Source organism: Nocardia sp. CA-136227 (assembly GCF_050955695.1).
In the GTDB taxonomy this organism is placed as follows: Bacteria; Actinomycetota; Actinomycetes; order Mycobacteriales; family Mycobacteriaceae; genus Nocardia.
Genome location: NZ_CP192081.1, coordinates 2,773,066 through 2,797,921, shown reverse-complemented (window position 1 = coordinate 2,797,921; position 24,856 = coordinate 2,773,066). Strand labels below are relative to the sequence as shown.

Below are 24,856 nucleotides of genomic sequence, written 5' to 3'. Positions count from 1 at the left end.
CTGCAACAGTTTTCAGCCAGGTTGTGGGCGGTAATCGAACCGCTACTGCCGGTGAAACCGGCCGGGACGCCGGGACCGGCGCAGATGGACTCCCGTCTGGTGTTGCAGGGGATCTTGTTCGTGCTGATCACCGGGATCGGATGGGAGGACCTGCCCCAGGAACTGGGGTTCGGGTCCGGGATGACGTGTTGGCGCAGGTTGCGGGTCTGGCAGGCCGCCGGGGCGTTCGAGGAAATCCATCAGGCCGTGCTCGCGCGTGCTCATGCGGCCACGTTGATCGACTTGGACTGGGTGATGGTCGATGGCTCGCATGTGCGGGCGAAAAAAGGGGCGCCGCAACAGGTCCGAGTCCGGTCGATCGAGCCAAGACCGGTTCCAAGCGCCACATTCTGACCTGCGGGAACGGATTCCCGCTCGTTGTCGCGTTGTCTGCGGCCAACGTCAACGACCACCTGATGTTGCCCACACTGCTCGACCGGGTCCGACCCCTGCGCGGGCGTGCGGGCCAGCCCCGTCGCCGGATCACCAACCTGATCGCGGACAAGGGATACGACTACCCGAGTGTGTATTCAGTACTGCGGCAACGACATATCAGCGGCTACATTGCCCGCCGCGGCACCCGCGACAAGGTCACCGCCGGCCGCTGGATCGTCGAGCAAACCTTCGCCCTGCTGCACCACTACAGACGGCTGGCCATCCGATGGGAAAGACGCACCGACATCCACCACGCGAAACCGGGACCACTCAGCGCTGAGGAACAGAAGGGCGTGCTGGGGCACATCGACACCTGGCTGAAGGACGGATGCGGTGAGGCCCAGTACCTGCGAACCCTGTACCTCTTGTTGCTGGGTACCGACATGCGGCCAGATGAAGGCCTGGCGCTTCGTTGGTGCGATCTGGCCGAGGAAGAGTTCGACGGCGTCGTTCGGTCAGTGCTGTATATCGGGGTCACCGTCAGGTGCAAGTCCGAAATCGGTCCGTACCGAAATCCGCACCGCAAGAGCGGAAACGAGTACAGGGTGGTATCGTCCAGTTGGCTGACGGCCGAACTGGCCGACGAGCGGGCTCGAACCTCCCCCGTGTCGGAGTATCTGCCGGTCCTTCAGTGTCCACGGAGTGCGACGGGATCATGGGTCAGCGTGTCCAATGCTCGCATGTCGGTGTATGCGATGCGGAGGGGAAGCAAGTTCCCAACGTTCCGGCTTTCGGACCTGCGCGACACGGTGGCCACCCACATCGCCGCGGTCACTGGGGATGACGAGCTGGCCAGCGCCCAGCTCGGGCACATGGACGGAAACAGGTCGATGGCGCAGCGTCACTACATTCACCAGGGCATTCGCCACATAGTGGCGGTCGACAACGCGGACGTCCTGGAACTGCTGAACCCGTTCGAAATGGCACCAAAATGGCACCCTGGGGGCCCAGTTCAGCAGCTCACAACCCGCTGACCAGCGAAACGGTCAGTCCTTCTTCATCTGCTCGTAGACGCGCTTGCAGTCCGGGCAGACCGGGGAGCCGGGCTTGGCGGAGCGCGTCACCGGGAAGACCTCGCCGCACAGGGCCACGACGTGGGTGCCCATGACGGCGCTCTCGGCGATCTTGTTCTTCTTGACGTAGTGGAAGACCTTGGGGGTGTCGTTGTCGGTCGAGTTGTCGGTGGTCTCTTCCGGACGGACCAGGGTGTCTGTGCTCACGGCATCAATCATGCCAGGTCGGCCCGTCCGGGGGCGGGCGGCGTGTGCATCCGACGCGCTGTAGTGGAAGACTCGGGGTATGCAGCGTGACGGCGAATCCCAGGCCGACGGCAGTAGCGGCGCGGGTCGCCCGGACGTCGAGTTCCACCCCGCCGGTTCGATCCCGAAACCGCCCCCGCCCTCCCAGGGGTACTTCCCGGGTGAGGGGAAACAGCATCCTGCCCTGATCACCGAGGCGCAGACCTCGCTCGAACAGCAGCATCGGGACCGGGTGCGGCGGTACATCACCATCATGGCGTTCCGCATCCCCTGCCTGATCGGCGCGGCGGCCGCCTACGGGCTGTGGCACAGCTGGTGGGTGTCGCTGCTGATCATCGGCGTCTCGGTGCCGCTGCCGTGGATCGCGGTCCTCATCGCCAACGACCGCCCGCCCCGCACCAGCGACGAACCGAGCCGCTGGGACGGGCGACGGAATCAGACTGCGCTGGAATCGGGAACGCACAAGTCCGTCGAAGGCTGGCCCAACTCGCAGGGCTCGCAGGGTTAGCTCCCCGCGATCGCCCCGGCCTTCCGGTCCACGGGGATCGCCGCGGACAACAGGGCCGCGAGACCGCACAGCGCGCCGGCGACGAACCAGGCCGTCGTATAGCTGCCCTGCACGTCGCGGATCACGCCCGCACCGAAAGCGGCCAGCGCCGAACCGATCTGGTGTGAGGCGAACACCCAGCCGAACGCGACCGGACCGTCCTCGCCGAAGTGCTTACGGCACAGCGCGACCGTCGGCGGCACGGTGGCGATCCAGTCCAGGCCGTAGAAGATGATGAACGCCCACATGCTCGGCTGCACGTCCGGACCGAACAGCACCGGCAGGAACAGCAGCGAGACCCCGCGCAGCGTGTAGTAGGCGACCAGCAGATAGCGCGAGTCCAGGCGGTCGGTGAGCCAGCCCGAGGCGATGGTGCCCGCGACATCGAACGCGCCCACCACGGCCAGCAGCCCGGCGGCGGTGGTCGCGGGCATGCCGTGATCGTGGGCGGCGCTCACGAAATGCGTGCCGATCAGGCCGTTGGTCGACGCCCCGCAGATGGCGAAACCGCCCGCCAGCATCCAGAACACCGGCTTGCGGACGATGGCCGCCAGCACCGTGAGCGCCCGCGCCGCACCACCGGGAGCCGTGGTCCGCACCCCGACCGCGCTGCCCGGCTCGGCGCCGTAGGCGCGCACGCCGACATCGCTGGGGAAGTCGCGGATGAACAGCAGCACCAGCGGAACCACCGCCAAGGCCGCCACCGACACCACGATCGACGGCGTGCGCCAGCCGTGATCGCGGGCCAGGCTCGCGATCAACGGCAGGAAGATCAGCTGCCCGGTCGCTCCCGCCGCGGTCAGCACACCGGTGACCAGGCCGCGCTGCTTCACGAACCAGCGGCCGGTGATGGTGGCCACGAACGGCATGGACATCGACCCGACCCCGACGCCCACCAGCAGGCCCCAGGTCACCATGAGCTGCCATGGCCGGGTCATGAACACCGTCAACCCCGCCCCGGCCGCGATCAGCACCAGCGCGCACGCCACCACCCGGCGGATGCCGAACCGGTCCATGAGCGCCGCCGCGAACGGCGAGATCAGTCCGTACAGCAGCACATTCACCGAGACCGCGGCCCCGATCGTGCCGTGCGACCAGCCGAATTCCTGATGCAACGGATCCATGAGCACGCCGGGCACCGAGCGGAAGCCGGCCGCGCCCAGCAGCGCCACGAACCCGACCGCGGCGACGATCCACGCCGGATGCGGGCCCCGCCGTGCCCGCCCCCGCGGAGCTGCCAACGCGCCGTCCAACGAGCCTGTGCCCGACGGCGATTCCACGTCGAGGCGGTCCCTGAGTTCACTCACCGATCGAGCGTGACCGAAATCCCCTACCGGCACGAGTGGCCTGAATGCCACAATGCGTCAAGATCAAGCCAACCGTGAGGGGAGACACCGTGCAGGCACCTCAGCTCGTCGCCGTCCTGGTCCTGGAACCCACCGTCGGCTTCGACATGACCATTCCTTCCATGGTGCTCGGCGCGGCCACCGGCGAGGACGGCGAACCGCTCTACGACGTGCGCATCTGCGGCCTCGGTGACGGCGGCATCGTGGCGGTCGGCGGGTACACGGTCATCCCGGAGCACGGCCCGGAACTGCTCGCGCTCGCCGACACCGTGATCGTGCCCGGCACCCGCATCCCCGGGCCGCGCCAGGACGGCACGCTGCCGCTCGCGCTCGCCGACGCCCTCGCCACCATCCGCCCCGACGCGCGCATCGTGTCCATCTGCACGGGAGCGTTCGTACTGGGCGCGGCCGGACTGCTCGACGGCCACCGCGCCACCACGCACTGGCGCTTCGCCGACCAGTTCCGCGCCCTGTATCCGCGGGTCACCCTCGACGAGAACCAGTTGTTCGTGCAGGACGGAAACCTGTGGTCCTCCGCCGGACTGGCGGCCGGAATCGACCTGTGCCTGCACCTGATCCGCACCGACCACGGCACCGCCGCCGCCAATGGCGCGGCCCGCTACTGCGTGGTGCCGCCGTGGCGTGAAGGCGGCCAATCGCAGTTCATCGAACGACACGTTCCCGAGGCGGGCAGCGACGGCACCGCGCCCACCCGCCGCTGGGCGCTGCACCACCTAGACGACGAACTGGACCTGAATGCCCTCGCCGCGCACGCGCATATGAGCGTGCGCACCTTCACCCGCCGCTTCAAGGCCGAGACCGGCATGGCTCCGGGCGCGTGGATCCTGCAGCAGCGCGTCCGCCACGCCCGGCATCTGCTCGAGACCACCGACCTGCCCGTCGACGAGGTGGCGCGCAACGCGGGCCTGGGCACCTCCGCCTCGCTGCGCCATCACATGCGTTCCGAACTGGGCGTGCCGCCGTTGACCTACCGTAAGACCTTCCGCAAGCGCGAAACTCTGGAGACAGCATGACCATTCGCTGGGTATGGGCCTTTCTCGACCGGCCCGCCGCGGAATTCGACGACTGCGCCGAATTCTGGACCCGAGTCACCGCCACCACCCGGTCGGCGCCGCGCGGCGAACACGACGAATTCCTCACGCTGCTCCCGGATTCCGGCGCGCCCACGCTCAAGATGCAGTCCACCGGCGGACCCGGCCGCATCCACCTCGACCTCGACGTCGACAATGTCGTGGCCGCCACCGAACGCGCCGAACAGCTCGGCGCCACCCTCGACGGCGACTACATCCTCACCGAACGCATCGGCTACGCCGTGCTGCGCTCCCCCGCCGGAATGCCGTTCTGCTTCACGCCGTTCCGCGACGCCACCGGGCCGCTCACACCCACCGTCACCGGGCCGTCCGGCGACCGCAGCCGGCTGGATCAGATCTGCCTCGACATCGGCGCGAGCGACTACGACACCGAATCCCGCTTCTGGACCGAGCTCACCGGGTGGGCCTGGAAACCCGCCAGCCTGCCGGAGTTCTCCCGCCTTTCGGCCCGTCCCGGCCTCCCCCTCGATCTCCTGTTGCAGCGTCTCGGCGAGGACCGCCCCACCTCCGCGCACCCCGATATCGCGTGCACCGATATCGAAGCCACCGCCGCCTGGCACGAGGAGCTCGGCGCGCGCCGCGTCGAGCAGGGCAAGCACTGGCTCGTCATGGCCGACCCGTCGGGCTCGGCCTACTGCCTGACCAGTCGCCAACCGGCGTGAACGAGCCCGGCACCCCGGATCGGATCCGGGGTGCCGGGCTCGAGCTCGGGCAGGGTTCGGGAATCCCCGAGAGCCCTACCGAGAGTTGGTGTTATTTCCGCTCGGTCTGCGGCTGACGCCGCGCCTCACCGGAATTGGCCAGCGCCTCCAGATCTTCGAGGAACCTCTCGATGCTGTCGGCACGGGACTGCGGTGATCCGATCTGCTCGCGCACCTTCTCCTCGGTGAGCGCGAGCATGGCGGCCGCCAGATCCTGTTCCAGATCCCGGATCATCTGCCTGCGGTACTGCAGGATCTGATCGCGGCCCTGCTTGCGGACCCGTTCCACCTCGGCCGCCGCGGCCTCGCGCATCTGGAGAATGATGCGGTCGGCGTCGGCGCGGGCCTCCTCGCGCATGCGCTCGAGTTCGGCCTGGGCCTCGGCGACGGCATTGTCGTAGGCGGCTTTGGCGGTGGCCAGCCGATCAGCCGCCGCCTCGCTCTCCTCGAGTTGCCGGCGGATCTGGTCCTGAGCGTTGTTCATGATCTTCTTCACCGGTGGCACAACGTATTTCATGATGAACCACACGATGACGGCGAAGCCGAACAGCTGACTGAGGAAGACGGGCCAATCGAAGGTGATGTTGTAAATACCCTCGGCGAGATGGGTATCGGTGAGGATCATGCAGACCCCCGTCCTCTCTGCTGGCCCGCACTGGTCCGGGCACGATCGTTCCCGCCCAGGACCCGGCCGGCCAGGTCCTGAGCGAGTGGTTCGACGGCTTCGCGTAGTTCGGCGGCGACCTGGTCGGCCTCGGCGCGCAGGTGCGCCGTGGACTCGGCCACGATCTGGTCGGCCTCTTTCTGGGCCTCGCCGCGCATTCCCTCGAGGATTGCCCGCCCCTCGGCCCGGGCCTGGTTGCGGATGTCGGCCGCTTCCAGTCGGGCCTGCTCGAGGGCTGCCTCGTAGCGCGCTTCGGCTTCGGCGAAGGTTTCGCTGGCTTCCTTGGCGGTCGCCGTCGTGACCTCGACACGTGCCTCCCGCTCCGCCAGCACCTTTCGGATCGGCGGAACCACGAAGAACCAGATGACTGCCAGCACGATCAGGAAGATCAATAACTCGGCCACGAAGGTGCCGTTGGGAACCAGGAAGTTCCCCGCGGCCTCCACATCCGTTCTGGGAGACATGATGACGTCTACTTACCGGGAGTAGCGAATACGAACAGTGCCATGAACGCTAGATTGATGAAGTAGGCCGCTTCGACCAGACCAACGGTCAGGAAGAAGTTCACGCGCAAGCGGCCTTCCGCCTCCGGCTGCCGGGTGACGCCGTTGATCAACGCCGCGCCGGCCAGACCGTCACCGATGCCCGCACCGATGGCACCGCCCGCCAGAATGATGCCGCCGCCGATGAGGGCGCCTTGAACGATACTCGCGGTTGCTGGGTCTGCCATTGTTCACTTCCTTGTTTTGAAAAATAGCTGCACCCAGATGGGTGCAACGCCGAACAGCCGAAGCCGCTCAGTGGTTTTCACTCTCCAGCGACATCGACTGGCTGAAGTAGAGAATGGTCAGCAGGGCGAAGATGAATGCCTGAATCGCTCCGACGAACAGGTCGAAGAGTTTCCAGACGGCATTCGGTCCCCAGCTGATCCAGAACGGGAACAACGTGATCACCGAAACCATGACGCCGCCCGCGAACATGTTGCCGAAAAGTCGCAAGGACAGCGACAGCGGCTTGGCGATTTCCTCGACCACATTGATGAAAACCATGGGGCCCCAGCCGGTGTGGCCCTTCAGCAACTGTTTCGCGTGCCCGCCCGGCCCGCGCCGCCACGCGCCCGCGGCGTGATAGAGCAGGAAGACGAACAGCGCGAGCGCCAGCGTGAAGTTGAAGTCCGACGCCGGCGGCGCGATCAATTCGCCCGAACCGTACTGAACGGGCAAAACCGACAACCAGTTCGACAGCAGGATGAACGTGAACAGCGTGACCGCGAGCGGCAGCACGAACGGCGCGACCGTCATCCCGATGGCGGTCTCCACCTGGGAGCGCATCTGGACGGTGATGGTCTCGAAGAACAGCTGCACCCCGTTGGGCACGCCCGAGGTGATCTTCACCCGCAGGTAGAAGGCCAGCCCCAGCACGATCAGCGCGGCCACCGCGGTGGACACGATGGTGTCGACATTGAAGGTCATGCCCAGCAGGTGCGCCTGGGCGTGATCGCCGACGTGGATCTTGGCCTCCCCCGAGGATTCCTCGGCGGCCAGTATCGCGTAGATGCTCATGACTGCTGTCGAAGTCCTTTCACCTCGGGCAGAGCCGTATGGAGAACCAGAATCAGCTGAAAGACCGCCAGCCCGAAGAAGATTCCGACACCGTAGGGACGGGTCAGGAATGCCACCAGAATCGACAGCCCGGTCAGGATGATCAATCGAGACGCCGAGGACAGCGCCAATTTCTGTTTGCTGGGAGTTTCCGCATCAGTGATGCGCACGATGGACATCCACGTGAGCCGGGCATTAACCCAGCCGAGCGTCAGACCGGTAGCCATGAAAACACCCAGCAACAATCGATCCAACGCACCTGTGACCATCAATGCCAGTACACCGAAAGCGATTGCAATTGCAGTCGCTCTCCGCATCCGGAGCCTGTTGAGGTCCAATACGACACCGCCTCGCCGTCATCCCACCTCGTAGTGGGGCCGTGCATGATCAATAGCATACACAGCCCAACCTCGTTGCGGGGCAGTATTTTTGATCTTCAAATTGTTGATCTTGAAATTCTGAAACGCTTTTCAGCGAACTTTCCGCCAATTAATTCGGACATCAGTGTTGCACAGCCTTTTCCGCTCCGATGCCGGTCAGCGACCGCACCTGCATCTCGGCGTACTTGCCGTCGTCGTGTTCTTTGGACAGCACGGTTCCCAGCCAGCCCAGAGCGAACGAAACCGGGATGGACACCAGACCCGGGTTGGCGAGCGGGAACCAGTGGAAGTCATGGGATTTGATCATGGCGGTGGGCGCTCCGGAGACCGCCGGGGAGAACACGATCAGCACGATGGTGACCGCCAGGCCGCCGTAGATGCTCCACAGCGCGCCGGCGGTGTTGAAGCGCCGCCAGAACAGTGAATACAAAATGGTCGGTAGGTTTGCTGAGGCGGCCACCGCGAAGGCCAGCGCCACCAGGAACGCCACATTCTGATTCTTCGCCAGAATGCCGCCCACGATCGCCAGCGCGCCGATCACCACCGCGGTGATCCGCGCGACCCGCACCTCGCTGTTCCTACCCTCCCCCGTATCGCCGTCACCACGGCCTCGCTTGATCACATTGGCGTACACGTCGTGCGCGAACGACGCCGACGCGGTGATGGTCAGCCCCGCGACCACCGCCAGAATCGTCGCGAACGCCACGGCCGCAACGAATCCCAGCAGCACCGGCCCGCCCAGCTCCAACGCCAGCAGCGGCGCGGCGGCATTCTCCTTGCCCGGCGCCTTGGCGATCTTCTCCGGCCCCACCAGCGCGCCCGCACCGTAGCCGAGCACCAGGGTGAACAGATAGAAGACGCCGATCAGCCCGATCGCCCACACCACCGAGCGGCGCGCCTCCTTGGCCGTCGGCACCGTGTAGAACCGCATCAGCACGTGCGGCAGCCCCGCGGTGCCCAGCACCAGAGCCAGTGCGAGCGAGAGGAAGTCGAGCTTGCTGGTACCGGTCTTGCCGTACTTCGCGCCCGGCTCCAGCAGCTTCGCGCCGGTCTTGCCACCGTGGTTGACCGCGTCCTGCAACAGGCTGGAGAAGTTGAAGTCGTAACGGCCCAGCACCCACACGGTCATGGCGGCGGCCGCGCCGATGAGCAGCACCGCCTTCACGATCTGCACCCAGGTGGTGCCCTTCATACCGCCGACGAGCACGTAGACGATCATGATCGCGCCGACCACGGCGATCACGAGATTCTGTCCCGCCGAACCGGATACACCCAGCAGCAGCGAGATCAGCACGCCCGCGCCCGCCATCTGCGCGAGCAGATAGAACAGACTCACCGCCAGAGTCGAGGTGGCTGCCGCGGCCCGCACCGGGCGCTGCCGCATCCGGAAGGCCAGCACGTCGCCGAGCGTGAATTTGCCCGTGTTGCGCAGCAACTCGGCCACCAGCAGCAACGCCACCAGCCAGGCCACCAGGAAGCCGATGGAATAGAGGAACCCGTCGTATCCGTACAGCGCGATCGCCCCGGCGATGCCGAGGAAGCTGGCAGCCGACAGGTAGTCGCCGGAGATGGCGATGCCGTTCTGCGGGCCGGAGAAGGCGCGCCCGGCGGCGTAATAGTCGGCGGCCGTGCGGTTGTCGCGGCTGGCCCACACCACGATGCCCAGGGTGATGGCCACGAAGATCGCGAAGATGGTGATGTTGAGGCCGGGACGGCTGCCCTCGACGGCGGCGGCCAGATAGGTGGTCATCGGGTCGGCCCTTCCAGTTCGGCGCGGATCCCCTCGGCGATCGGGTCGAGGGTGCGGTCGGCGTAGCGGACGTAGAGGCCGGTGATGACGAAGGTCGAGACGAACTGCAGCAGGCCGAAGATCAGGCCGACGGTGATATTGCCGCCAACCTTGTGCGACATGAAGGCGTGCGCGTAGTCGGCGAGCAGCACGTAGAGCGCGTACCAGGCCAGGAACAGGGCGGTCATGGGGAAGACGAAGCGGCGGAAGCGACGCCGCAGGCTCTGGAACTCGGGGCTGTCGAAGACCTGGGGCCAGTCGGGATCCGGTCCGCCGGTCTGGGTTTCAGTTGTCAACTGCGATACCTCCTGGTGATGCCGGTCACAGTAGCAACGAAAGTGGTTGTAACAAGGGCGAATAACCGCAGGTGAGATCATGAATTCATCGGCAAGTGAGCCGGGATTCGGAAGGTTCCGCGGCCAGCAACCAACCGGTTTCCTTGGGTCCGAGCGACCCGATCCCCGGGCTCGAACGCCCGCAACCGGGCCCACTGCCGGATGCCCACAGGTAGCGGTGGCAGAGTTCCGGTCATGCCGACGAATCGCTCCGTCACCCCGCGCTTGACGACCACTTCGTCCCTGCTCGCCGACCTCGCGCCCGACCTACGCGCGGCGCTGACCCGCGTCCGCTACAACGCGGACACCCTGCTCGAGGCGCTGGGCGACACCGCCCACGCCGCCCTCGGCCGCGGCGAACCCGTCCCGGTCCGCCGGGCAACCGCCGACCTCGGCGAGCTCGGCACCCTGGTACGGCTGCTGCTGCTCGGCGATCCGGTCCCCGAACGCGAAGCGGCAGCGGCCCTTTCGCCCGTCGACCTGGACCACGCCGTCGCCGCCGGGCTGATCGAGCGCGACGGCGGCGAGATTCGCGCCGCCCTGGACCTGCGTCCCCTCGACCTCGGCCACGGCACCCGCTGGGTGCTGTCGGACCTCGACGACTCCATGCGGCGGCGGGCCCTCGACGCCGACCACGTGCTCGGCGTGGGCCAGGCCTCACTGTCACTGCTGCGCGCCACCCCGACCGCCGCCACCGGCACCGTCCTCGACCTCGGCACCGGCTGCGGCGTCCAGGCCGTGCACGCCGCCTCCTACGGCCGCCGCGTCACCGGCACCGACGTGAACAAGCGGGCCATCTGGCTGGCCGAGGCCACCGCCGCGCTCAACGACCTCGATATCGAGCTGCTGGAAGGCTCCTGGTTCGAGCCCGTCGCGGGCCGCCGCTTCGACCAGGTGGTCGCCAATCCCCCGTTCGTCGTGGGCCCCGCCCGCGTCGAGCACACCTACCGCGACTCCGGCCTCGCCCTCGACGGCGCCAGCGAACTCGTCATCTCCGGCATCCCGGAGCTGCTCAACCCCGGCGGCACCGCCGCACTGCTGGCGTCCTGGGTCCATCGGGAAGGCCAGGACTGGCGCGGCCGGGTCGCGAGCTGGCTGCCCGACGCGGGCATCGACGCCTGGATCGTGCAGCGCGATATCGCCGACCCCGCCCTCTATGTCGGGACCTGGCTGCGCGATGCCGGATTGGACCCGCGCGAGCCCGCCGCCCAGGCCCGCGCCGAACGCTGGCTCGACGCCTTCCGGGAATCCGAGGTGGAGGGCATCGGCTTCGGCTTCGTCTATCTCCGCGCCATCGACGGCCCCACCGAACTGCTCGCCGAGGACCTCACCCACGGCTTCGACGACCCGCTCGGGCCGGAGTCGCTGGCCTACTTCGAGCGCTCGGCCTGGCTGCGCGCCGCGGCCGCCGACCCGGACCTGATCCTCGACTCGCGCTACCGGGTCGATCCGGCCACCGCGCTCGAGCGCGTCTATCTCCCCGGCGACGAGGGCTGGGCGCAGGCCGTGGCCCGGCTGCACCGCGGCGACGGGCCGCGCTGGCAGCACGAGGTCGACGACACCACGGCCGCGCTGCTGGCCGGGATGCGGCCCGACGGGCTCCCGCTGCGGGAACTGGTCGACCTGCTGGCCTTCGGCGAGACCGGCGACGCGGCGACCCCGGATTTCGAGACCGCCGCCATGACCGTGGTCGCCGGGCTGGTCCGGCACGGGCTCGTGCATCCGAACTGAACCCCTCGATCCACCCCGCGACGGCCGCCGGACTCCCCGGCGGCCGTCGGCGTTTCCGCAGGAAACCCGCACTGACCGGCGGTGAGGTCCGTCACGATCGAATGTCGCGCGGATACCGATCCGGTCGGGGCGGGGAATGCGCTCGAACCCCGTTTCGTTCTATCGCGTACTCGCTTCACGACGCCCCCGGCAAGGGCCGTTCACACGTATTCGATTGCGGCATCGCGAAGTTCGAGTCCGGCGGCGGCAACCACCCGGTCACCGAGGGCCCGTTCGCCGGCGGCCCGTGTTCCCGGCGATCCGCGCTTCTCAGGAACTTCTCAGCCGTGCACCGTAAAAACCGCAGCTCAGGTGCGGTTTACACCGGCTCCGGCGGGGAACTTTCCTGAAGTCGGGCCCGTTGTACGGAGCGAGACACCACCGACAGGAGGCAAGTCATGACAAGCCCCGCCACCACTGACGTGCGCACCAGCGAACAAGACCTCGATGCCGCAAGCCCCGCCGCCGACCTGGTACGTGTGTACCTGAACGGGATCGGCAAGACGGCGCTGCTCACGGCGGCCGACGAGGTCGAGCTGGCCAAGCGCATCGAGGCGGGCCTCTACGCTCAGCACCTGCTGGAGACGAGCAAGCGTCTGTCCGCCGCGAAGAAGAAGGATCTGGCGATCCTGGTTCGCGAGGGTCAGGCCGCCCGCCAGCACCTGCTGGAAGCCAACCTCCGCCTCGTGGTCTCGCTGGCCAAGCGCTACACCGGTCGTGGCATGCCGCTGCTGGACCTCATCCAGGAAGGCAACCTGGGTCTGATCCGCGCGATGGAGAAGTTCGACTACACCAAGGGCTTCAAGTTCTCGACCTACGCGACCTGGTGGATCCGGCAGGCCATCACCCGCGGTATGGCGGATCAGTCCCGCACCATCCGCCTCCCCGTCCACCTGGTCGAACAGGTGAACAAGCTGGCCCGCATCAAGCGTGAGCTGCACCAGCAGCTGGGCCGCGAGGCGACCGACGCGGAACTCTCGCGCGAATCCGGCATTCCGGTCGACAAGATCGCCGATCTGCTCGACCACAGCCGCGACCCGGTGTCGCTGGACATGCCGGTCGGCAATGACGAAGAGGCCCCGCTGGGCGACTTCATCGAGGACTCCGAGGCCACCTCCGCCGAGAGCGCGGTCATCGCCGGTCTGCTGCACCGCGACGTGCGCGTCGTGCTCGCCACGCTGGACGAGCGCGAACAGCAGGTCATCCGGCTGCGCTACGGCCTCGACGACGGCCAGCCGCGCACCCTCGACCAGATCGGCAAGCTCTTCGGGCTCTCCCGCGAGCGGGTCCGCCAGATCGAGCGTGAGGTCATGTCCAAGCTCCGCAAGGGCGAGCGCGCCGACCGCCTGCGCGCCTACGCCAGCTAGTCCCGCAGTTCCGACCTCGTGGAGCCGGTCCCCCTGCCCGGCTCCACACCGGTCATCGGGCCATCTCGAGGCGCTGGCCCGATTTCGCCGGCCGATTCGCTCCCCTGGATGTCCCCTCCGGGCGAGCCGAGTCGGCCGGCGTTTCCGTGTCCGGACCCCGTCGACACGCGGGGCTAGTGGGATTGCGGGGCACCGGCTCTCAGGGATGGGAATCTGTCGCCCGTGACCGATTCGCTGACGATGATTGCCATCGACACCCTGTCGCAGCAGGTGAACACCTATGCGAGCCAGGTCGCCGGTGAGCCGCTCCCGCCGGTGAGCTGGATGTGGGACTGCCGCGCGCGGCTGGACCCCACCGGCGCGGAGGCCGAGTTCTTCGGCACCGTCCACCCCGATCTGCCCGCCGCCGAATCGAATATCCAGTTGGTGACCTGGGCGCGGGCACTCGCTCTCACCGACTCCACCGAGATGCGCGACGCCGCCGCGGGCCGCCGCGTCTTCACCGGCAGCCTCGGCAACTCCCGCATCCGGCTGACCGCGTTCATCGAAATGCCGTGGACCACAAGCGAAACCCAGCCGTTGATCGCCCTGCGATGATCTAGCGCCGGGTCAGCGCCTGGCACGGCGTCGGGGCCGGGATGTCACCGCGAAAGTAGGCGGTCGGCGCGACACCCATGAGCGAGCGGAAATCGGCGCTCAGGTGAGACTGGTCGTAGTAGCCCGAGGAGTGGGCCAGATCCGACCACGGGGTATTGCCGCCCGCCGCGATCACCTGACGCAGCCGGGTGATGCGTGCGTAGTGCTTGGGAGACACGCCGATTCCGGCGGTGAACAGGTTGCGGAGCTGGCGTTCGGAGACCGCCAGACCGGTCGCGAGCTCGCCGACCGGTGCGGTGGTGTCCATGGCGGTCACCGCCGAATTCAGGAGTCGGCGGTGGTCGCGGCGCACCGGATCCTCGGTGACCCGGTGCGGGAGTTCGGCTTCCAGGAAGGCCGTCACCTCGTCCGGGTCGAGCTCCAGCAGCACGTCGGCCAGCTCGGCCGCCGGGCCGGGCAGCGCCGACAGCAGGGTGACCCGATCGGTCAACTCGGCCGCCGGGACGCCGAGCAGCGGCTGGGCGGCGCCGGGGGCCAGCCGGATACGGGTGCAGCCCGCGGGCCGCTCCGGGTGGGCGTAGGTGGCGCGGGTGCGCGGGCCCAGCACCCAGGCGTCGCGGCGGCCGGATGCCTCACGGCGCAACACGATCGAGGTGGCGGCCAGCGGCAGGTGACTGAAGGCGACCGGTCCGGGATCGGTGGTCGGGATGTGGGCGATCTCGGCGATCCAGGGGCGCAGACCGGCGGACGGCGCGGTGCGGCGCTCGAGGTCCTCGGCGGACACGACGGAGGCCAGGGTTTGCGCGGTGGTCACCGAATCCACTCTAGGCAGCCTCGGCCGATCCGGCTGTGCCGGTTTTTCCTATCTCGCGGGCCGGGCCCGGCGGCAGGGTGATGGACATGATCGTTATCACCGGTGCCACGGGCACCATCGGCAGTGAAGTCGTCCGGTTGTTGGCCGAGCGGGACGTGAAAGTCCGTGCGGTGACCCGGAATCCGGAGCTGGCGCGGGTTCCGGCCGGAGTCGAGGTGGTGCGCGGCGAATACGCCGACACCGAATCCATGGCCGCGGCCTTCTCCGGCGCGGAGGCGGCGTTCCTGGTCGGGCTGCTCGGCCCGGACTACGTGGAACTGGATCGGGCGCTGGTCGCGGCGGCGCGCGCGGCCGGGGTGCGCCGCGTGGTGAAGCTGTCCGCGATCGGCACCGGAGATCCGGAGCTGGGGCGGGTCGGCACCTGGCACATGCCCGGCGAGCAGGCGGTGCGCGAGAGCGGGGTGGACTGGACCATCCTGCGGCCCAGCAGTTTCGCCTCCAACACCCGTAGCTGGGTCGCCCCGATCCAGGCCGGTCAGCCGGTCCCGAACATGACCGGCGCCGGCGCGCAGGGCGTGATCGACCCGCGCGATGTCGCGGCGGTGGCCGCTGAAGCCCTGCTCTCCGACGACCATGCGGGACGGATCTACACTCTCACCGGTCCCGCGGCACTGACCACCCATGACCAGGCCGCCGTGCTGGCGGCGGCGCTCAACCGTTCCATCGACGTCACCGACATCCCCCTGGATGTGGCTCGCGGGTTCATGCTCGAGTCGGGCATGTCCGAGGAGTACGCGGACGGTGCGCTGGCCGGTCAGGCGTTCGTCCGCGACGGCGGGAACGCGATCGTCACCGGCGATGTCGAGCAGGTCCTCGGCCGCGCGCCCCGCACCTACGCCGACTGGGTGCGCGACCACCGCACCGAGTTCGGAGCCTGAGCCGGGGTCAGGCGGCCGCCAGGACCGAACCTAGCCGGTCGTGCATGCCCTGCCAGCCGCCGCCCATGATGCTGCGGGCGCGCTGCATGACCGGATCCTCGGGGTCGAAGCCGCTGTGGCTGAACAGGACTCGGGTGCCGCGCCCCTCGGGACGCAGGGTCCAGCTGATGACCCAGCCCGTCTCCCGCTCGGCCTCGGCGTCGTTCCAGGTGAAGGTGAGCAGTTCCGGCTCGACGACCTCGAGCACCCGGCCGCGGATCTCGCCGGAGAAGTTCTGGCCGGGCATGGGCTGGGTCGTCATCTCGAAGACCGTGCCCACCACCGGCTCGAACCCAACGGGCCGCATCATCCACTGCCCCATGAGTTCCGGGGTGGTGAGCGCCCGCCACACCTTGGCGGGCGGGTGCGGATAGAACTGGTCGAGTTCGATCCTGGTGGTGTCGTCGGTCATCGTCGGTCCTTCTCGTCGGGCTGGTCGGGGTCGTCGGGCATGGCGTCCAGCACCGCGCCCAGGTCACGCAGCCGGGCCCGCCAGAACCGTTCGAACGGATCGAGCCAGGACTGCACGTCGTACAGGGGGTCCGGTTCCACGCGGTAGAACCGTTGCCGCCCACGCTTGTCCTCGGCCACCAGGCCCGCGTCCCGCAGCACCTTCAGGTGCTCGGACACGCTGGGCCGGGCCATGTCGAAGCGCTCGGCGATCACCTGCACCGACTGCTCACCCTCGAGCAGCAGCTCGAGGATGTCGCGCCGGGTCGGATTGGCCAGCGCGCCGAACACACGATCGGCGTCTCCGGACTTCAAGCGGTAGGGCACCCAACCACAATAGGTAGGAAATTACCTACGCGTCAAACCCCGCACAACCCCGAGAAGGGCCACGATCACAACCCGAAGCTCCCGGTACCGATGCTTCCGGTGCCGTCGCAGCCGTAGGTACCGGGATCCGGGATGGGCGTGCCGGGCGGTGCGGCGGCGACTGTGACGGTCTGCGAGGCGGACTGCGGCCCCTGGGTCACGGTGATCGTGTGGGAGCCCGCGGTGGTCGGGATCCAGGTGGTGTAGAAGCCGGTCATGAAGCCCTGGAACCCCGAGAAGAAGCAGGTTCCGTTGTCCCGCAAGGTCACCCGCTCCCACGGGAGATGAAAGAGCGTGGGTGAGACCTTCAGGTCGATCCACACCTTGGTTCCCACGACATAGCCACCCGCCGGGGCGGTGAGGGTGACGGCGACTTCCGACGCCGACGCGGTCGACGTCGCCAGCCCGCCCAGGGCACCGGTCGCCATCAAAACCACTGCGCCCCTGCCGATTCCGCGGGCGATCGCATTGCCTGCGCTCATGCGCTACTCCTGTTCGTGAACCCCGTGGACGAGGTTCACGAACAGTAGCGTTCACAGAGTGTGGAATTCGGACATTCCACTCAACCGGGCTGCCCCAGGTTTCCGGGGCAGGGCCGCCGGGTCGGTTAGCCGGAGTTGCGCAGGGCGGTGGCGAGACCGTTCATGGTGAGCAGGATGCCGCGCTCGACCAGTTCGGAGGTGTCCCCCGCACGGCGTCGGCGCAGTAGCTCGACCTGGAGTTGGTTGAGCGGTTCCAGGTACGGGAAGCGGTTGTGGATGGACTCGGCCAGGGCCGGGTTGTCGGCGAGCAGTTCGTCGGCGCCGGTGATGGCGGCGTGCATGCGCGCGGTGCGGGTGAACTCGTCGCAGATCATGCGGAAGACGGTGTCGCGCAAGGCTTCGTCGGGCACCAGGTCGGCGTAGCGGGCGGCGATGTCCATGTCCGCCTTGGCCATCACCTGAGCCAGGTTGGACATGACCGTGTTGAAGAACGGCCAGCGGCGGTACAGGTCCGACAGGGTGGCCAGGCGCGCGGGGTCGTCGCCGATCCACTGCTCGAACGCGGTGCCGGTGCCGTACCAGCCGGGCAGCATGACCCGCGATTGGCTCCAGGCCATGACCCACGGGATGGCGCGCAGGTCGTAGACGGAGTCGGTGGGTTTGCGCGAGGCGGGGCGGCTGCCCAGGTTCAGGTCCGCGACCTCGGCCACCGGGGTGGAGGCCCGGAAGTACTCGACGAAGCCCGGGGTCTCGTGCACCAGTTTCGAGTACGCGATGCGCGCGGATTCGGCCAGCTCGTCGAGGATTTCGTAGGCGGGCTCGGCCTCCGCGCCCAGCCCCTCCACATCCAGCAGAGTGGATTCCAGGGTGCCCGCGACCAGCGCCTCCAGATTGCGGTACGCGGTGCCGGAATCGGCGTATTTGGTGGAGATGACCTCGCCCTGCTCGGTCAGCCGCAGCGCGCCGCGCACCGCCCCGGCCGGCTGGGCCAGGATGGCGTCGTAGCTGCGGCCGCCGCCGCGGCCGACGGTGCCGCCGCGACCGTGGAAGAGCCGCAACCGGATTCCGGTCTTGCGGGCCACGTCCACCAGGTTCTGCTCGGCGCGGTACAGCGCCCAGTTGGCGGCGAGGTATCCGCCGTCCTTGTTGGAGTCGGAGTACCCGAGCATGACCTCCTGCTGCATGCCGCGCGCGGCCACCAGGCGGTGATAGGCGGGCACTTCCAGTGCGGCCGAGAGGATGTCGGCGCCGTGGCGCAGGTCGTCGATCGTCTCGAACAGCGGCACCACCCCGACCGGGCTGGACGGCGCGGTGTCCGCGTCGCCCGGATCGAGAATGCCCGCCTCCTTCAGCAGCAGCGCGGCCTCGAGCATGTCGCTGACCGAGGTGCACATGCTGATGATGTAGTTGGGCACGGTGTCCGGGCCCAGATCGTCGAGCGCGGCCCTGGCGGCGCGCACCACCGCGAGCTCCTTGGCGGCCAGGTCGCTCAGCCGCGCGGCGGGCCCGACCAGCGGTCGGCGCGTGGTCAATTCGGCCGACAGCAGCGCCACCCGCTGGTCCTCGTCGAGCGAGGCGTAGTCGGGATGCACTCCGGCCCAGGCGAACAGCTCCGTCACCACCTGCTCGTGGGTCTCGGAGTTCTGGCGCATGTCCAGGCCCTGGAGGTGAAACCCGAAGGTCTCCACGGCCGATCGCACCGAGGCCAGCTGGTCGTCGGCCAACAGTCCGTCCCCGGACGCCCGCATGGACGCGTCGACCACGCCCAGATCGGTCAGCAACTCCCCCGGCCCGTCATAGGGCAGCGCCCCGGCGTCGATGCCGTCCGCGGGGAGTTCACCCAGCGCCCGGATCGCGGTGGCGCTGAGCCGGGCCCGGATCGCGCGCACAGCCCGGCGATACGGCTCGTCGGCCCGCTGCGGCGACTCGTCGAAGCCGGCGTCGGCCAGCGCCGCCAGCTCCGGCGTCACCGGCACCAGCCGCGCCGACTGCGACAGCGTCTTCTCCAGCTCGACCAGCGCGCTCAGGTATCGCTCGAACGCGACCGTGCCCGCGCGGCGGGTGGCGCGGTGCACCACGTCGGCGGTCACATTGGGATTGCCGTCGCGGTCACCGCCGATCCATGAGCCCGGCCGCAGGATCGGCCGCGCCAGCAGGTCGTGCCCCGGCCAGCGGGACCGCAGCGCGGCCCGCACCTGGTCGTTGATGCGCGGGATGACGTCGAACAGCGTGAGGTCGTAGTACCGCAGCCCTACGTCGATCTCGTCCTGGATCCGCAAGCGCGCCAACCGGATCAGCGCCGCCCGCCACAGCTGCAGCACCTGCCGGCGGATGTCGACCTCGAGTGCGGCGAACTCCGGCTCGTACCTGTTGTAGCGCTGCCGCTGCCGCATCAGGTCGGTGATCTTGCCCTGCACGTCGAAGATGGTGCGTCGCCGCGTCTCGGTCGGATGCGCGGTGATGACCGGCGACACCAGCGCGTCCGACAGCAGGTCGGCGACCACCGCGCCGTCCGGCCCGTAGGCGTCGAGCTTCTGGTAGGTGGCGGCCAGACTGGAGTCCTGCGGCGGCTCCCCGGCCGCGACGTGCACCGCGCGCCGGCGATCGCGCTGCAGGTCCTCGGCCAGATTGGCCAGCAGCAGGAAGTGACTGAAGGCGCGGATCACCGGGATGGCGGTACGGATGTCGACATCGCGCAGCATGTCCGCGACCGCGCTGCGCTCCACCTCCGAGCGGCGGATCCGGAACGCCTCCACCCGGACCCGTTCGATCAGGTCGAAGATCTCCGGGCCCTCGTGGTCGCGAATGGTGTCCCCGAGAATGCCGCCGAGGAACCGGATGTCGTCGCGCAACGGCGCGGTTGCCGTCTCGATCTGATTCGCCTGCACTACGTTCACCTCTCCGAGTTCGGCTACTGCTCAACCCATCCGGCGCGGCCCGATGTCGAACCGGTTGGGTTCCGGCCCGATTCGCACCCGCGCGTACAGCACCGCCGCGCCCTCCGGCGAGGCCAGCACCGGTTCGCACTGCAACTCTCGCACCTCCGGCAGGTCGTCGCAGAGCGCCGAGATCCGTTGCGCCAGTTCGGCCAGCGCGCCCTTGTCGACCGGCTTGCCGAGATCGCGCCCGCCGACGGTGCCCGACAGCAGCGGGGCCGCCCGGGGCGCGTCGATCAGCTCGGCCGACTCCGCCTCGGTCAGCGGCAGCGCCCGGTACACCCGGTCGCCGAGCAGGTCGATGATGGTGCCCGACAGGCCGAAACTGATGACCGAACCGAACGACGGGTCGTCCTGCACCCGGAAGGTGCAGCCCACGCCCTTGGTGGCCATGCGCTGAATGTGCACGGGGTTGCCGGAGATCTCCGCCAGATCGGTGAACGCCCGCCGCACGGCGTCGGGCCGCCACAGGTCCAGGCGCACACCGGTGAGATCGGGCCGGTTGCGCCAGATCTCACCGGTGGCCTTGGCCGCCACCGGGAATCCCAGTTCGTCGGCGGCCGCCACGGCGGCGTCGGCGTCGCGGACCTCCCGGAACTCGACCACGTCGATCCCGTAGCAGCCCAGCAGTTCCGCGGCCTGCAGATCGGTGAGCCACGCGGTGGCGTCCTCGGACATCCACCGCGCCACCAGTTCCCGCGCCCGCGCGGTGTCGGCGCCGCCGGGCCTGGCGATCGGCGACAGCGGCCGGGTGCGCCACTCGGCGTAGCGCCGCGCCCGCCCCAGCGCGCGGGCGGCCCGCTCCGGATCGCCGTAGGAGGGAATGGAACCGCGTTCGAGGATGCCGCCCAGCCCGCGGGTGGCGAGCAGGTTCGGCATGCCCTGATCGGCGACGAAGGTCGTGAGCACCGGGGTCGCCGGATCCGATTGCGCGCCCGCGCGAATCGCCTCGGCGAAGGAGGCCACGGCGGCGGGCACCGGCGGCGAGTAGATGACGATCACCGCGTCCACCGCCGGATCGCTGGTCGCGGCGGCCACCGCGGTCAGGTAGTCCGCCGGACCGGCCTGCGGCCCGAGGTCGGTGGGCTCGTCCACGGTCAGGCCCTCACCGCGCGCCGCGTCGACGGCCAGCCAGCTCAGCGCGGCGCTGTTGCCGATCACCGCCAGCCGCGGCCCGGCGGGCAGCGGCTGATAGGCCAGCAGCATGGCGCAGTCGAACAGCTCGGTGATGGAATCGACCTGGATGATCCCGGCCTGCGCGAACAGGTTGCGCACCAGCGAGCGATCCAGATCCTGATCCCCGTCCACCCGCGCCGCGTTGCGGCCGCTGTTCACGGCCACAATGGGTTTGGTGTGCGCCACCCGGCGCGCGATACGGGAGAACTTGCGCGGATTGCCGAAGGTCTCCAGATACAGCAGCACCACATCGGTGTCCGGGTCGCTGTCCCAGTACTGCAGCAGGTCGTTGCCGGAGACGTCGGCGCGGTTGCCGGCGGAGACGAAGGTCGACAGCCCCAGCTGCCGGGCCGCGGCCTCGCCCAGAATGGCCGCGCCGAGTGGGCCCGACTGGCAGAAGAATCCGATCCGCCCACGCCCGGGCAACACCGGCGCGAGGGTGGCGTTCAACGCGATCGCCGGATCGGTGTTGGCGATGCCGAGCGCGCTCGGACCCACCACTCGCATGCCGTGCGCCCGCGCGGCGTCGACCAGATCGCGTTCGGCCTGATAGCCGTGCGGACCGGTCTCGGAGAATCCGGCGGTCAGCACCACCAGGCCCTTGACCCCCTTGGCCATACAGTCGTCGAGCACCGACCCGATCTCGGTGGCGGGCACTGCGATCACGGCCAGGTCGACCTCGTCGGGGATGTCGCGCACGGTCGGATACGCGCGCACGCCGCGCACCGCCGTGCGGTTCCGGTTCACCGGGAACACCGGTCCCTGATAGGCCCCCGAGAGCAGGTTGGCCAGCACCGCGCCACCCACCCGGCTGGTCGACGGGGTGGCCCCGATCACCGCGATGGACTTGGGCGACAACAGGTTCCCGACGCTGCGTGCCTCCGAGGCCCGCTCGCGCGAATCCCGCACCGACAGCAGCGCTTCGGTGGGGTCGATGGCGAATTCCAGGTGCAGCACCGACCCGTCGCGGCTGCGCTGCACCTGATAACCGGCGTCGCGGAACACCTGCACCATGGCGTTGTTCTCGGCGAGCACCTCGGCCACGAAGGTCTCGATGTCGTTCTCCGCGGCCGCGCCCGCCAGGTGTTCGAGCAGGATCGAGCCCAGCCCGCGGCCCTGATGCTCGTCGGCGACCACGAACGCCACCTCGGCCGCGCGCGGTCCCGGCCGGTCGGCCAGGTACTCGTAGCGGCCCACCGCGATGATCTCGTCGCCGAGTTCGGTCACCAGCCCGACGCGGTCGCGGTAGTCCACGTGCGTGGTCCGGTACAGGTCCTTGGGCGTCATCCGCGGGTACGGCCCGAAGTAGCGCAGGTAGCGGGTGCGGTCGGAGAGCGCGGTGTGGAAGCGCTCCAGCGCCTCGGCGTCGTCGGGGGTGATGGGCCGCAGCCCGACCACGCCGCCGTCGGAGGCGAGCACGTCGGCGAACCAATGTTCCGGCGGCGGAGGCGGATTCACCGGGGTGCCGGGGGTGTCCGGCGGCAGCGGCGGGGCCGGCGCCGGGGGCACGCTGCCGTTGCCGGAGACGGCGGCCGGGTCGGCGGAGTGGGACGGGTCAGTCACGGGGATCCTCCGGATCCAGGCCGAGCAGGCCGAAACTCGCTCGGCGTGTTGCCAATACGGATGTGTCGAGGGCCCGGCGGGCGCGGTCCACGCGCTCGTCGCCGGTGTCGCGGCCGCCGCCGGGGCCGTCCCAGCGCGCGAACGAGGTGTCGGCCCCGTCGCCCATGGTCTCGGGCACCGCCACCATGGGCGCGTATCGGCCGACCAGCTCCCGCCATTCGGGCGGGGTGGCGGTCGTGGGGTCGATGGTGCGATCCAGGGCGGTGGCCAGCAGGTGGGTCCAGGCCCGTGGCACCACCCGGATCAGGCCGTACCCGCCGCCGCCCACCGCCAGCCAGCGGCCCTCGGCGTACCGGTCGGCGAGCTCGCGCATGGCCAGGAAGGCCGCGCGTTGACCGTCGATGCTGAGTTCCAGATCGGCCAGGGGATCCTCGCGGTGGGTGTCGACACCGCACTGGCTGATCACGATCTGCGGCCGGAACGCCGCCAGCGCGCCCGGCACCACGGCGTGGAACCCGCGCAGCCACAGCGAATCCCGGGTGCCGGGCATGATCGGCAGGTTGATGGCGGTGCCCTCGGCCGCGCCCATGCCGGTCTCCTCCGGCCAGCCGGTATTGGGCCACAGGGTCGCCGGGTGCTGGTGGATGGACACCGTCAGCACCCTCGGGTCCCCGTAGAACACCCGCTGCACCCCGTCACCGTGGTGCACGTCCACATCGAGATAGGCGATGCGGTCGAAACCGTTGTCGAGCAACCACGAAATCGCCACCGCTACATCGTTGTACACACAGAACCCCGCTGCCGAGGCCGGCATGGCGTGATGCATACCACCACCGATGCTCACCGCCCGGCGGGTGTGCCCGGCCGCGATCGCCTGCGCGGCGGCCAGCGTGCCGCCCACGATCACCGACGCCGCCTCGTGCATGTGCGGGAACACCGGGTTGTCGGCGGAGCCGAGCCCGTAGGGCGGGGCGGTGGGGACCGAGCCCAGCGGTGGCCGCGCGTGCTTCACGGCCTCGATGTAGTCGTGGGTGTGGACGCGCAGCAGCTCCGATTCACCCGCGGCGTCCGGTGTGAGTTGCTCCACGCCGTCGAGCAGGCCCAGTCCCTCGGCCAGCGCCATGGTGAACTGCAGGCGCACCGGGCGCATGGGGTGTTCGGGGGTCCAGGTGTAGTCGAGGAATCGATCGGTCCATACGACCGTTCCATCCACTGCGAGGTTCGGTTCACCACCAGCTCGGCCAGGCATACCTGCCACGCTAATGCGTCGCGCCGGTTCGTAGGCTTGGCACACCGCGGTGCCCGCCGGGCTGTCGTACCGGGATGGCAGGCTGCCACCGAGCAAACCTGCTGGGAACACGCTGCCCGTCCTGGCTGTTGACCGTGCGTCCGCGAAATAAGCTGTCGCCCGGTGCAGCCGCCGTGCATGGGTAGAATTCGTGCCGACGAAGGGGTTTAACAGGTGAAGGATCTGGTCGACACCACGGAGATGTACCTCCGTACCATCTACGACCTCGAGGAGGAGGGCGTCACGCCGCTGCGTGCGCGCATCGCCGAACGCCTCGAGCAGAGCGGCCCGACGGTGAGCCAGACGGTCGCGCGGATGGAGCGCGACGGTCTGCTGAACGTCGCCGGTGATCGCCACCTCGAACTGACCGAGAAGGGCCGCGCCATGGCGGTCGCGGTGATGCGCAAGCACCGGCTGGCCGAGCGGCTGCTGGTCGACATCATCGGTCTCGAGTGGGAGAACGTGCACGCCGAGGCCTGCCGCTGGGAGCACGTGATGAGCGAGGAGGTCGAGCGCCGCCTGGTCGAGGTGCTCAACCACCCCACCACCTCCCCCTACGGCAATCCGATTCCGGGCCTGGACGAACTGGGCATCGATCCCGCCGCCGGGTCCGAGGAGAAGCTGGTCCGGCTCAGCGACCTGCCCGCCGGGCAGGCCCAGGCCGTGGTGGTGCGCCGGCTGTCCGAGCACATCCAGACCGACCCGGAGACCATCAACCAGCTCCGCCAGGCCGGTGTGGTGCCCGACGCCCGCGTCACCGTGGAGAACAAGCCGGGTGCCGTGGTCATCTCGGTGCCCGGCCACGAGGGATTCGAACTGTCCGACGAGATGGCGCATGCCGTCCAGGTGAAGTTGGTCTGAT

At 68.9% G+C, this 24,856-nt stretch carries 24 protein-coding genes and 1 pseudogene; 9 read left to right on the top strand and 16 right to left on the bottom strand.

Annotated features, from left to right (window positions below):
• Positions 1–728, top strand: a pseudogene (locus ACQP06_RS12895) (IS5 family transposase); the annotation flags it as partial.
• 732 nt (positions 729–1,460) lie between these two features.
• Here the strand turns inward: ACQP06_RS12895 and ACQP06_RS12890 are convergent.
• Positions 1,461–1,694 carry a DUF3039 domain-containing protein gene (locus tag ACQP06_RS12890; protein ID WP_379277347.1) on the bottom strand — a complete coding sequence of 78 codons (234 nt, stop codon included), beginning with the start codon at positions 1,692–1,694 and terminating at the stop codon, positions 1,461–1,463.
• Between the two features lie 79 nt (positions 1,695–1,773).
• Between ACQP06_RS12890 and ACQP06_RS12885 the strand changes: the two genes are divergently transcribed.
• Positions 1,774–2,241 carry a DUF3099 domain-containing protein gene (locus ACQP06_RS12885; RefSeq protein ID WP_357093477.1) on the top strand — a complete coding sequence of 156 codons (468 nt, stop codon included), beginning with the start codon at positions 1,774–1,776 and terminating at the stop codon, positions 2,239–2,241.
• Here ACQP06_RS12885 and ACQP06_RS12880 read toward each other — a convergent pair.
• The gene (locus tag ACQP06_RS12880; protein ID WP_433673307.1) at positions 2,238–3,533 is read right to left on the bottom strand and encodes an MFS transporter; all 1,296 of its coding nucleotides are present in this window, start codon (positions 3,531–3,533) and stop codon (positions 2,238–2,240) included. The genes ACQP06_RS12885 and ACQP06_RS12880 overlap by 4 nt on opposite strands.
• A 200-nt stretch (positions 3,534–3,733) precedes the next feature.
• On the opposite strand from ACQP06_RS12880, the gene ACQP06_RS12875 reads away from it, so the two are divergent.
• On the top strand, positions 3,734–4,660 hold the full coding sequence (locus ACQP06_RS12875) for a GlxA family transcriptional regulator (protein ID WP_433673306.1): 927 nt from the start codon (positions 3,734–3,736) through the stop codon (positions 4,658–4,660).
• Positions 4,657–5,400 (top strand): VOC family protein, encoded by a 744-nt coding sequence (locus tag ACQP06_RS12870; RefSeq protein ID WP_433672430.1) that lies wholly within the window; start codon positions 4,657–4,659, stop codon positions 5,398–5,400. The genes ACQP06_RS12875 and ACQP06_RS12870 overlap by 4 nt, the downstream gene beginning before the upstream one ends.
• Before the next feature lie 91 nt (positions 5,401–5,491).
• Here the strand turns inward: ACQP06_RS12870 and ACQP06_RS12865 are convergent, their stop codons facing one another.
• The 7 genes from ACQP06_RS12865 to ACQP06_RS12835 form a co-directional block, all read right to left on the bottom strand.
• Entirely contained in the window at positions 5,492–6,064 is a 573-nt protein-coding gene (locus ACQP06_RS12865; RefSeq protein ID WP_357093468.1) for a hypothetical protein, read from the bottom strand.
• Positions 6,061–6,567 carry a F0F1 ATP synthase subunit B gene (locus tag ACQP06_RS12860; protein WP_404204230.1) on the bottom strand — a complete coding sequence of 169 codons (507 nt, stop codon included), beginning with the start codon at positions 6,565–6,567 and terminating at the stop codon, positions 6,061–6,063. The genes ACQP06_RS12865 and ACQP06_RS12860 overlap by 4 nt, the downstream gene beginning before the upstream one ends.
• An 8-nt stretch (positions 6,568–6,575) precedes the next feature.
• Positions 6,576–6,833 carry a F0F1 ATP synthase subunit C gene (locus ACQP06_RS12855; protein WP_040810042.1) on the bottom strand — a complete coding sequence of 86 codons (258 nt, stop codon included), beginning with the start codon at positions 6,831–6,833 and terminating at the stop codon, positions 6,576–6,578.
• Positions 6,834–6,900: 67 nt separating this feature from the next.
• Positions 6,901–7,665 carry a F0F1 ATP synthase subunit A gene (gene atpB, locus ACQP06_RS12850; protein WP_404204232.1) on the bottom strand — a complete coding sequence of 255 codons (765 nt, stop codon included), beginning with the start codon at positions 7,663–7,665 and terminating at the stop codon, positions 6,901–6,903.
• On the bottom strand, positions 7,662–7,973 hold the full coding sequence (locus tag ACQP06_RS12845; RefSeq protein ID WP_433672429.1) for a hypothetical protein: 312 nt from the start codon (positions 7,971–7,973) through the stop codon (positions 7,662–7,664). The genes atpB and ACQP06_RS12845 overlap by 4 nt, the downstream gene beginning before the upstream one ends.
• Positions 7,974–8,205: 232 nt before the next feature.
• The gene (locus ACQP06_RS12840) at positions 8,206–9,834 is read right to left on the bottom strand and encodes a solute symporter family protein (RefSeq protein WP_433672428.1); all 1,629 of its coding nucleotides are present in this window, start codon (positions 9,832–9,834) and stop codon (positions 8,206–8,208) included.
• Positions 9,831–10,169, bottom strand: coding sequence for a DUF485 domain-containing protein (locus ACQP06_RS12835; protein ID WP_433672427.1), 339 nt, complete (start codon positions 10,167–10,169; stop codon positions 9,831–9,833). The genes ACQP06_RS12840 and ACQP06_RS12835 overlap by 4 nt, the downstream gene beginning before the upstream one ends.
• Before the next feature lie 234 nt (positions 10,170–10,403).
• On the opposite strand from ACQP06_RS12835, the gene ACQP06_RS12830 reads away from it, so the two are divergent.
• The 3 genes from ACQP06_RS12830 (at position 10,404) to ACQP06_RS12820 (ending at position 13,942) form a co-directional block, all read left to right on the top strand.
• On the top strand, positions 10,404–11,939 hold the full coding sequence (locus ACQP06_RS12830; RefSeq protein ID WP_433672426.1) for a DUF7059 domain-containing protein: 1,536 nt from the start codon (positions 10,404–10,406) through the stop codon (positions 11,937–11,939).
• Positions 11,940–12,376: 437 nt separating this feature from the next.
• Positions 12,377–13,345: a sigma-70 family RNA polymerase sigma factor gene (locus ACQP06_RS12825; RefSeq protein ID WP_357093448.1), complete on the top strand. Its 969-nt coding sequence runs from the start codon at positions 12,377–12,379 to the stop codon at positions 13,343–13,345.
• A 222-nt stretch (positions 13,346–13,567) separates the two neighbouring features.
• Positions 13,568–13,942, top strand: coding sequence for a hypothetical protein (locus ACQP06_RS12820; RefSeq protein WP_433672425.1), 375 nt, complete (start codon positions 13,568–13,570; stop codon positions 13,940–13,942).
• Between the two features lies 1 nt (position 13,943).
• On the opposite strand, the gene ACQP06_RS12815 is transcribed toward ACQP06_RS12820, so the two are convergent.
• On the bottom strand, positions 13,944–14,756 hold the full coding sequence (locus ACQP06_RS12815) for a helix-turn-helix domain-containing protein (RefSeq protein ID WP_433672424.1): 813 nt from the start codon (positions 14,754–14,756) through the stop codon (positions 13,944–13,946).
• Between the two features lie 86 nt (positions 14,757–14,842).
• Between ACQP06_RS12815 and ACQP06_RS12810 the strand changes: the two genes are divergently transcribed.
• Positions 14,843–15,694 (top strand): NAD(P)H-binding protein, encoded by an 852-nt coding sequence (locus ACQP06_RS12810; protein ID WP_433672423.1) that lies wholly within the window; start codon positions 14,843–14,845, stop codon positions 15,692–15,694.
• A 7-nt stretch (positions 15,695–15,701) separates the two neighbouring features.
• On the opposite strand, the gene ACQP06_RS12805 is transcribed toward ACQP06_RS12810, so the two are convergent.
• From ACQP06_RS12805 to ACQP06_RS12780, 6 genes are all read right to left on the bottom strand, one after another.
• Positions 15,702–16,145 (bottom strand): SRPBCC family protein, encoded by a 444-nt coding sequence (locus tag ACQP06_RS12805; protein ID WP_433672422.1) that lies wholly within the window; start codon positions 16,143–16,145, stop codon positions 15,702–15,704.
• Complete coding sequence (locus ACQP06_RS12800) at positions 16,142–16,510, bottom strand: ArsR/SmtB family transcription factor (protein WP_433672421.1); 369 nt, start codon at positions 16,508–16,510, stop codon at positions 16,142–16,144. Before ACQP06_RS12800 ends, ACQP06_RS12805 begins: the two co-directional genes overlap by 4 nt.
• Before the next feature lie 65 nt (positions 16,511–16,575).
• Positions 16,576–17,031: a hypothetical protein gene (locus ACQP06_RS12795; RefSeq protein WP_433672420.1), complete on the bottom strand. Its 456-nt coding sequence runs from the start codon at positions 17,029–17,031 to the stop codon at positions 16,576–16,578.
• A gap of 125 nt (positions 17,032–17,156) precedes the next feature.
• On the bottom strand, positions 17,157–19,919 hold the full coding sequence (gene ppc / locus ACQP06_RS12790) for a phosphoenolpyruvate carboxylase (RefSeq protein ID WP_433672419.1): 2,763 nt from the start codon (positions 19,917–19,919) through the stop codon (positions 17,157–17,159).
• Between the two features lie 30 nt (positions 19,920–19,949).
• Positions 19,950–22,652, bottom strand: a complete 2,703-nt coding sequence (locus tag ACQP06_RS12785) for a GNAT family N-acetyltransferase (RefSeq protein ID WP_433673305.1) — start codon at positions 22,650–22,652, stop codon at positions 19,950–19,952.
• A gap of 46 nt (positions 22,653–22,698) precedes the next feature.
• Positions 22,699–23,955, bottom strand: a complete 1,257-nt coding sequence (locus ACQP06_RS12780) for an acetoin utilization protein AcuC (RefSeq protein ID WP_433672418.1) — start codon at positions 23,953–23,955, stop codon at positions 22,699–22,701.
• A 213-nt stretch (positions 23,956–24,168) separates the two neighbouring features.
• On the opposite strand from ACQP06_RS12780, the gene ACQP06_RS12775 reads away from it, so the two are divergent.
• On the top strand, positions 24,169–24,855 hold the full coding sequence (locus ACQP06_RS12775; protein ID WP_357093423.1) for a metal-dependent transcriptional regulator: 687 nt from the start codon (positions 24,169–24,171) through the stop codon (positions 24,853–24,855).
• Position 24,856: the final 1 nt, after the last annotated feature.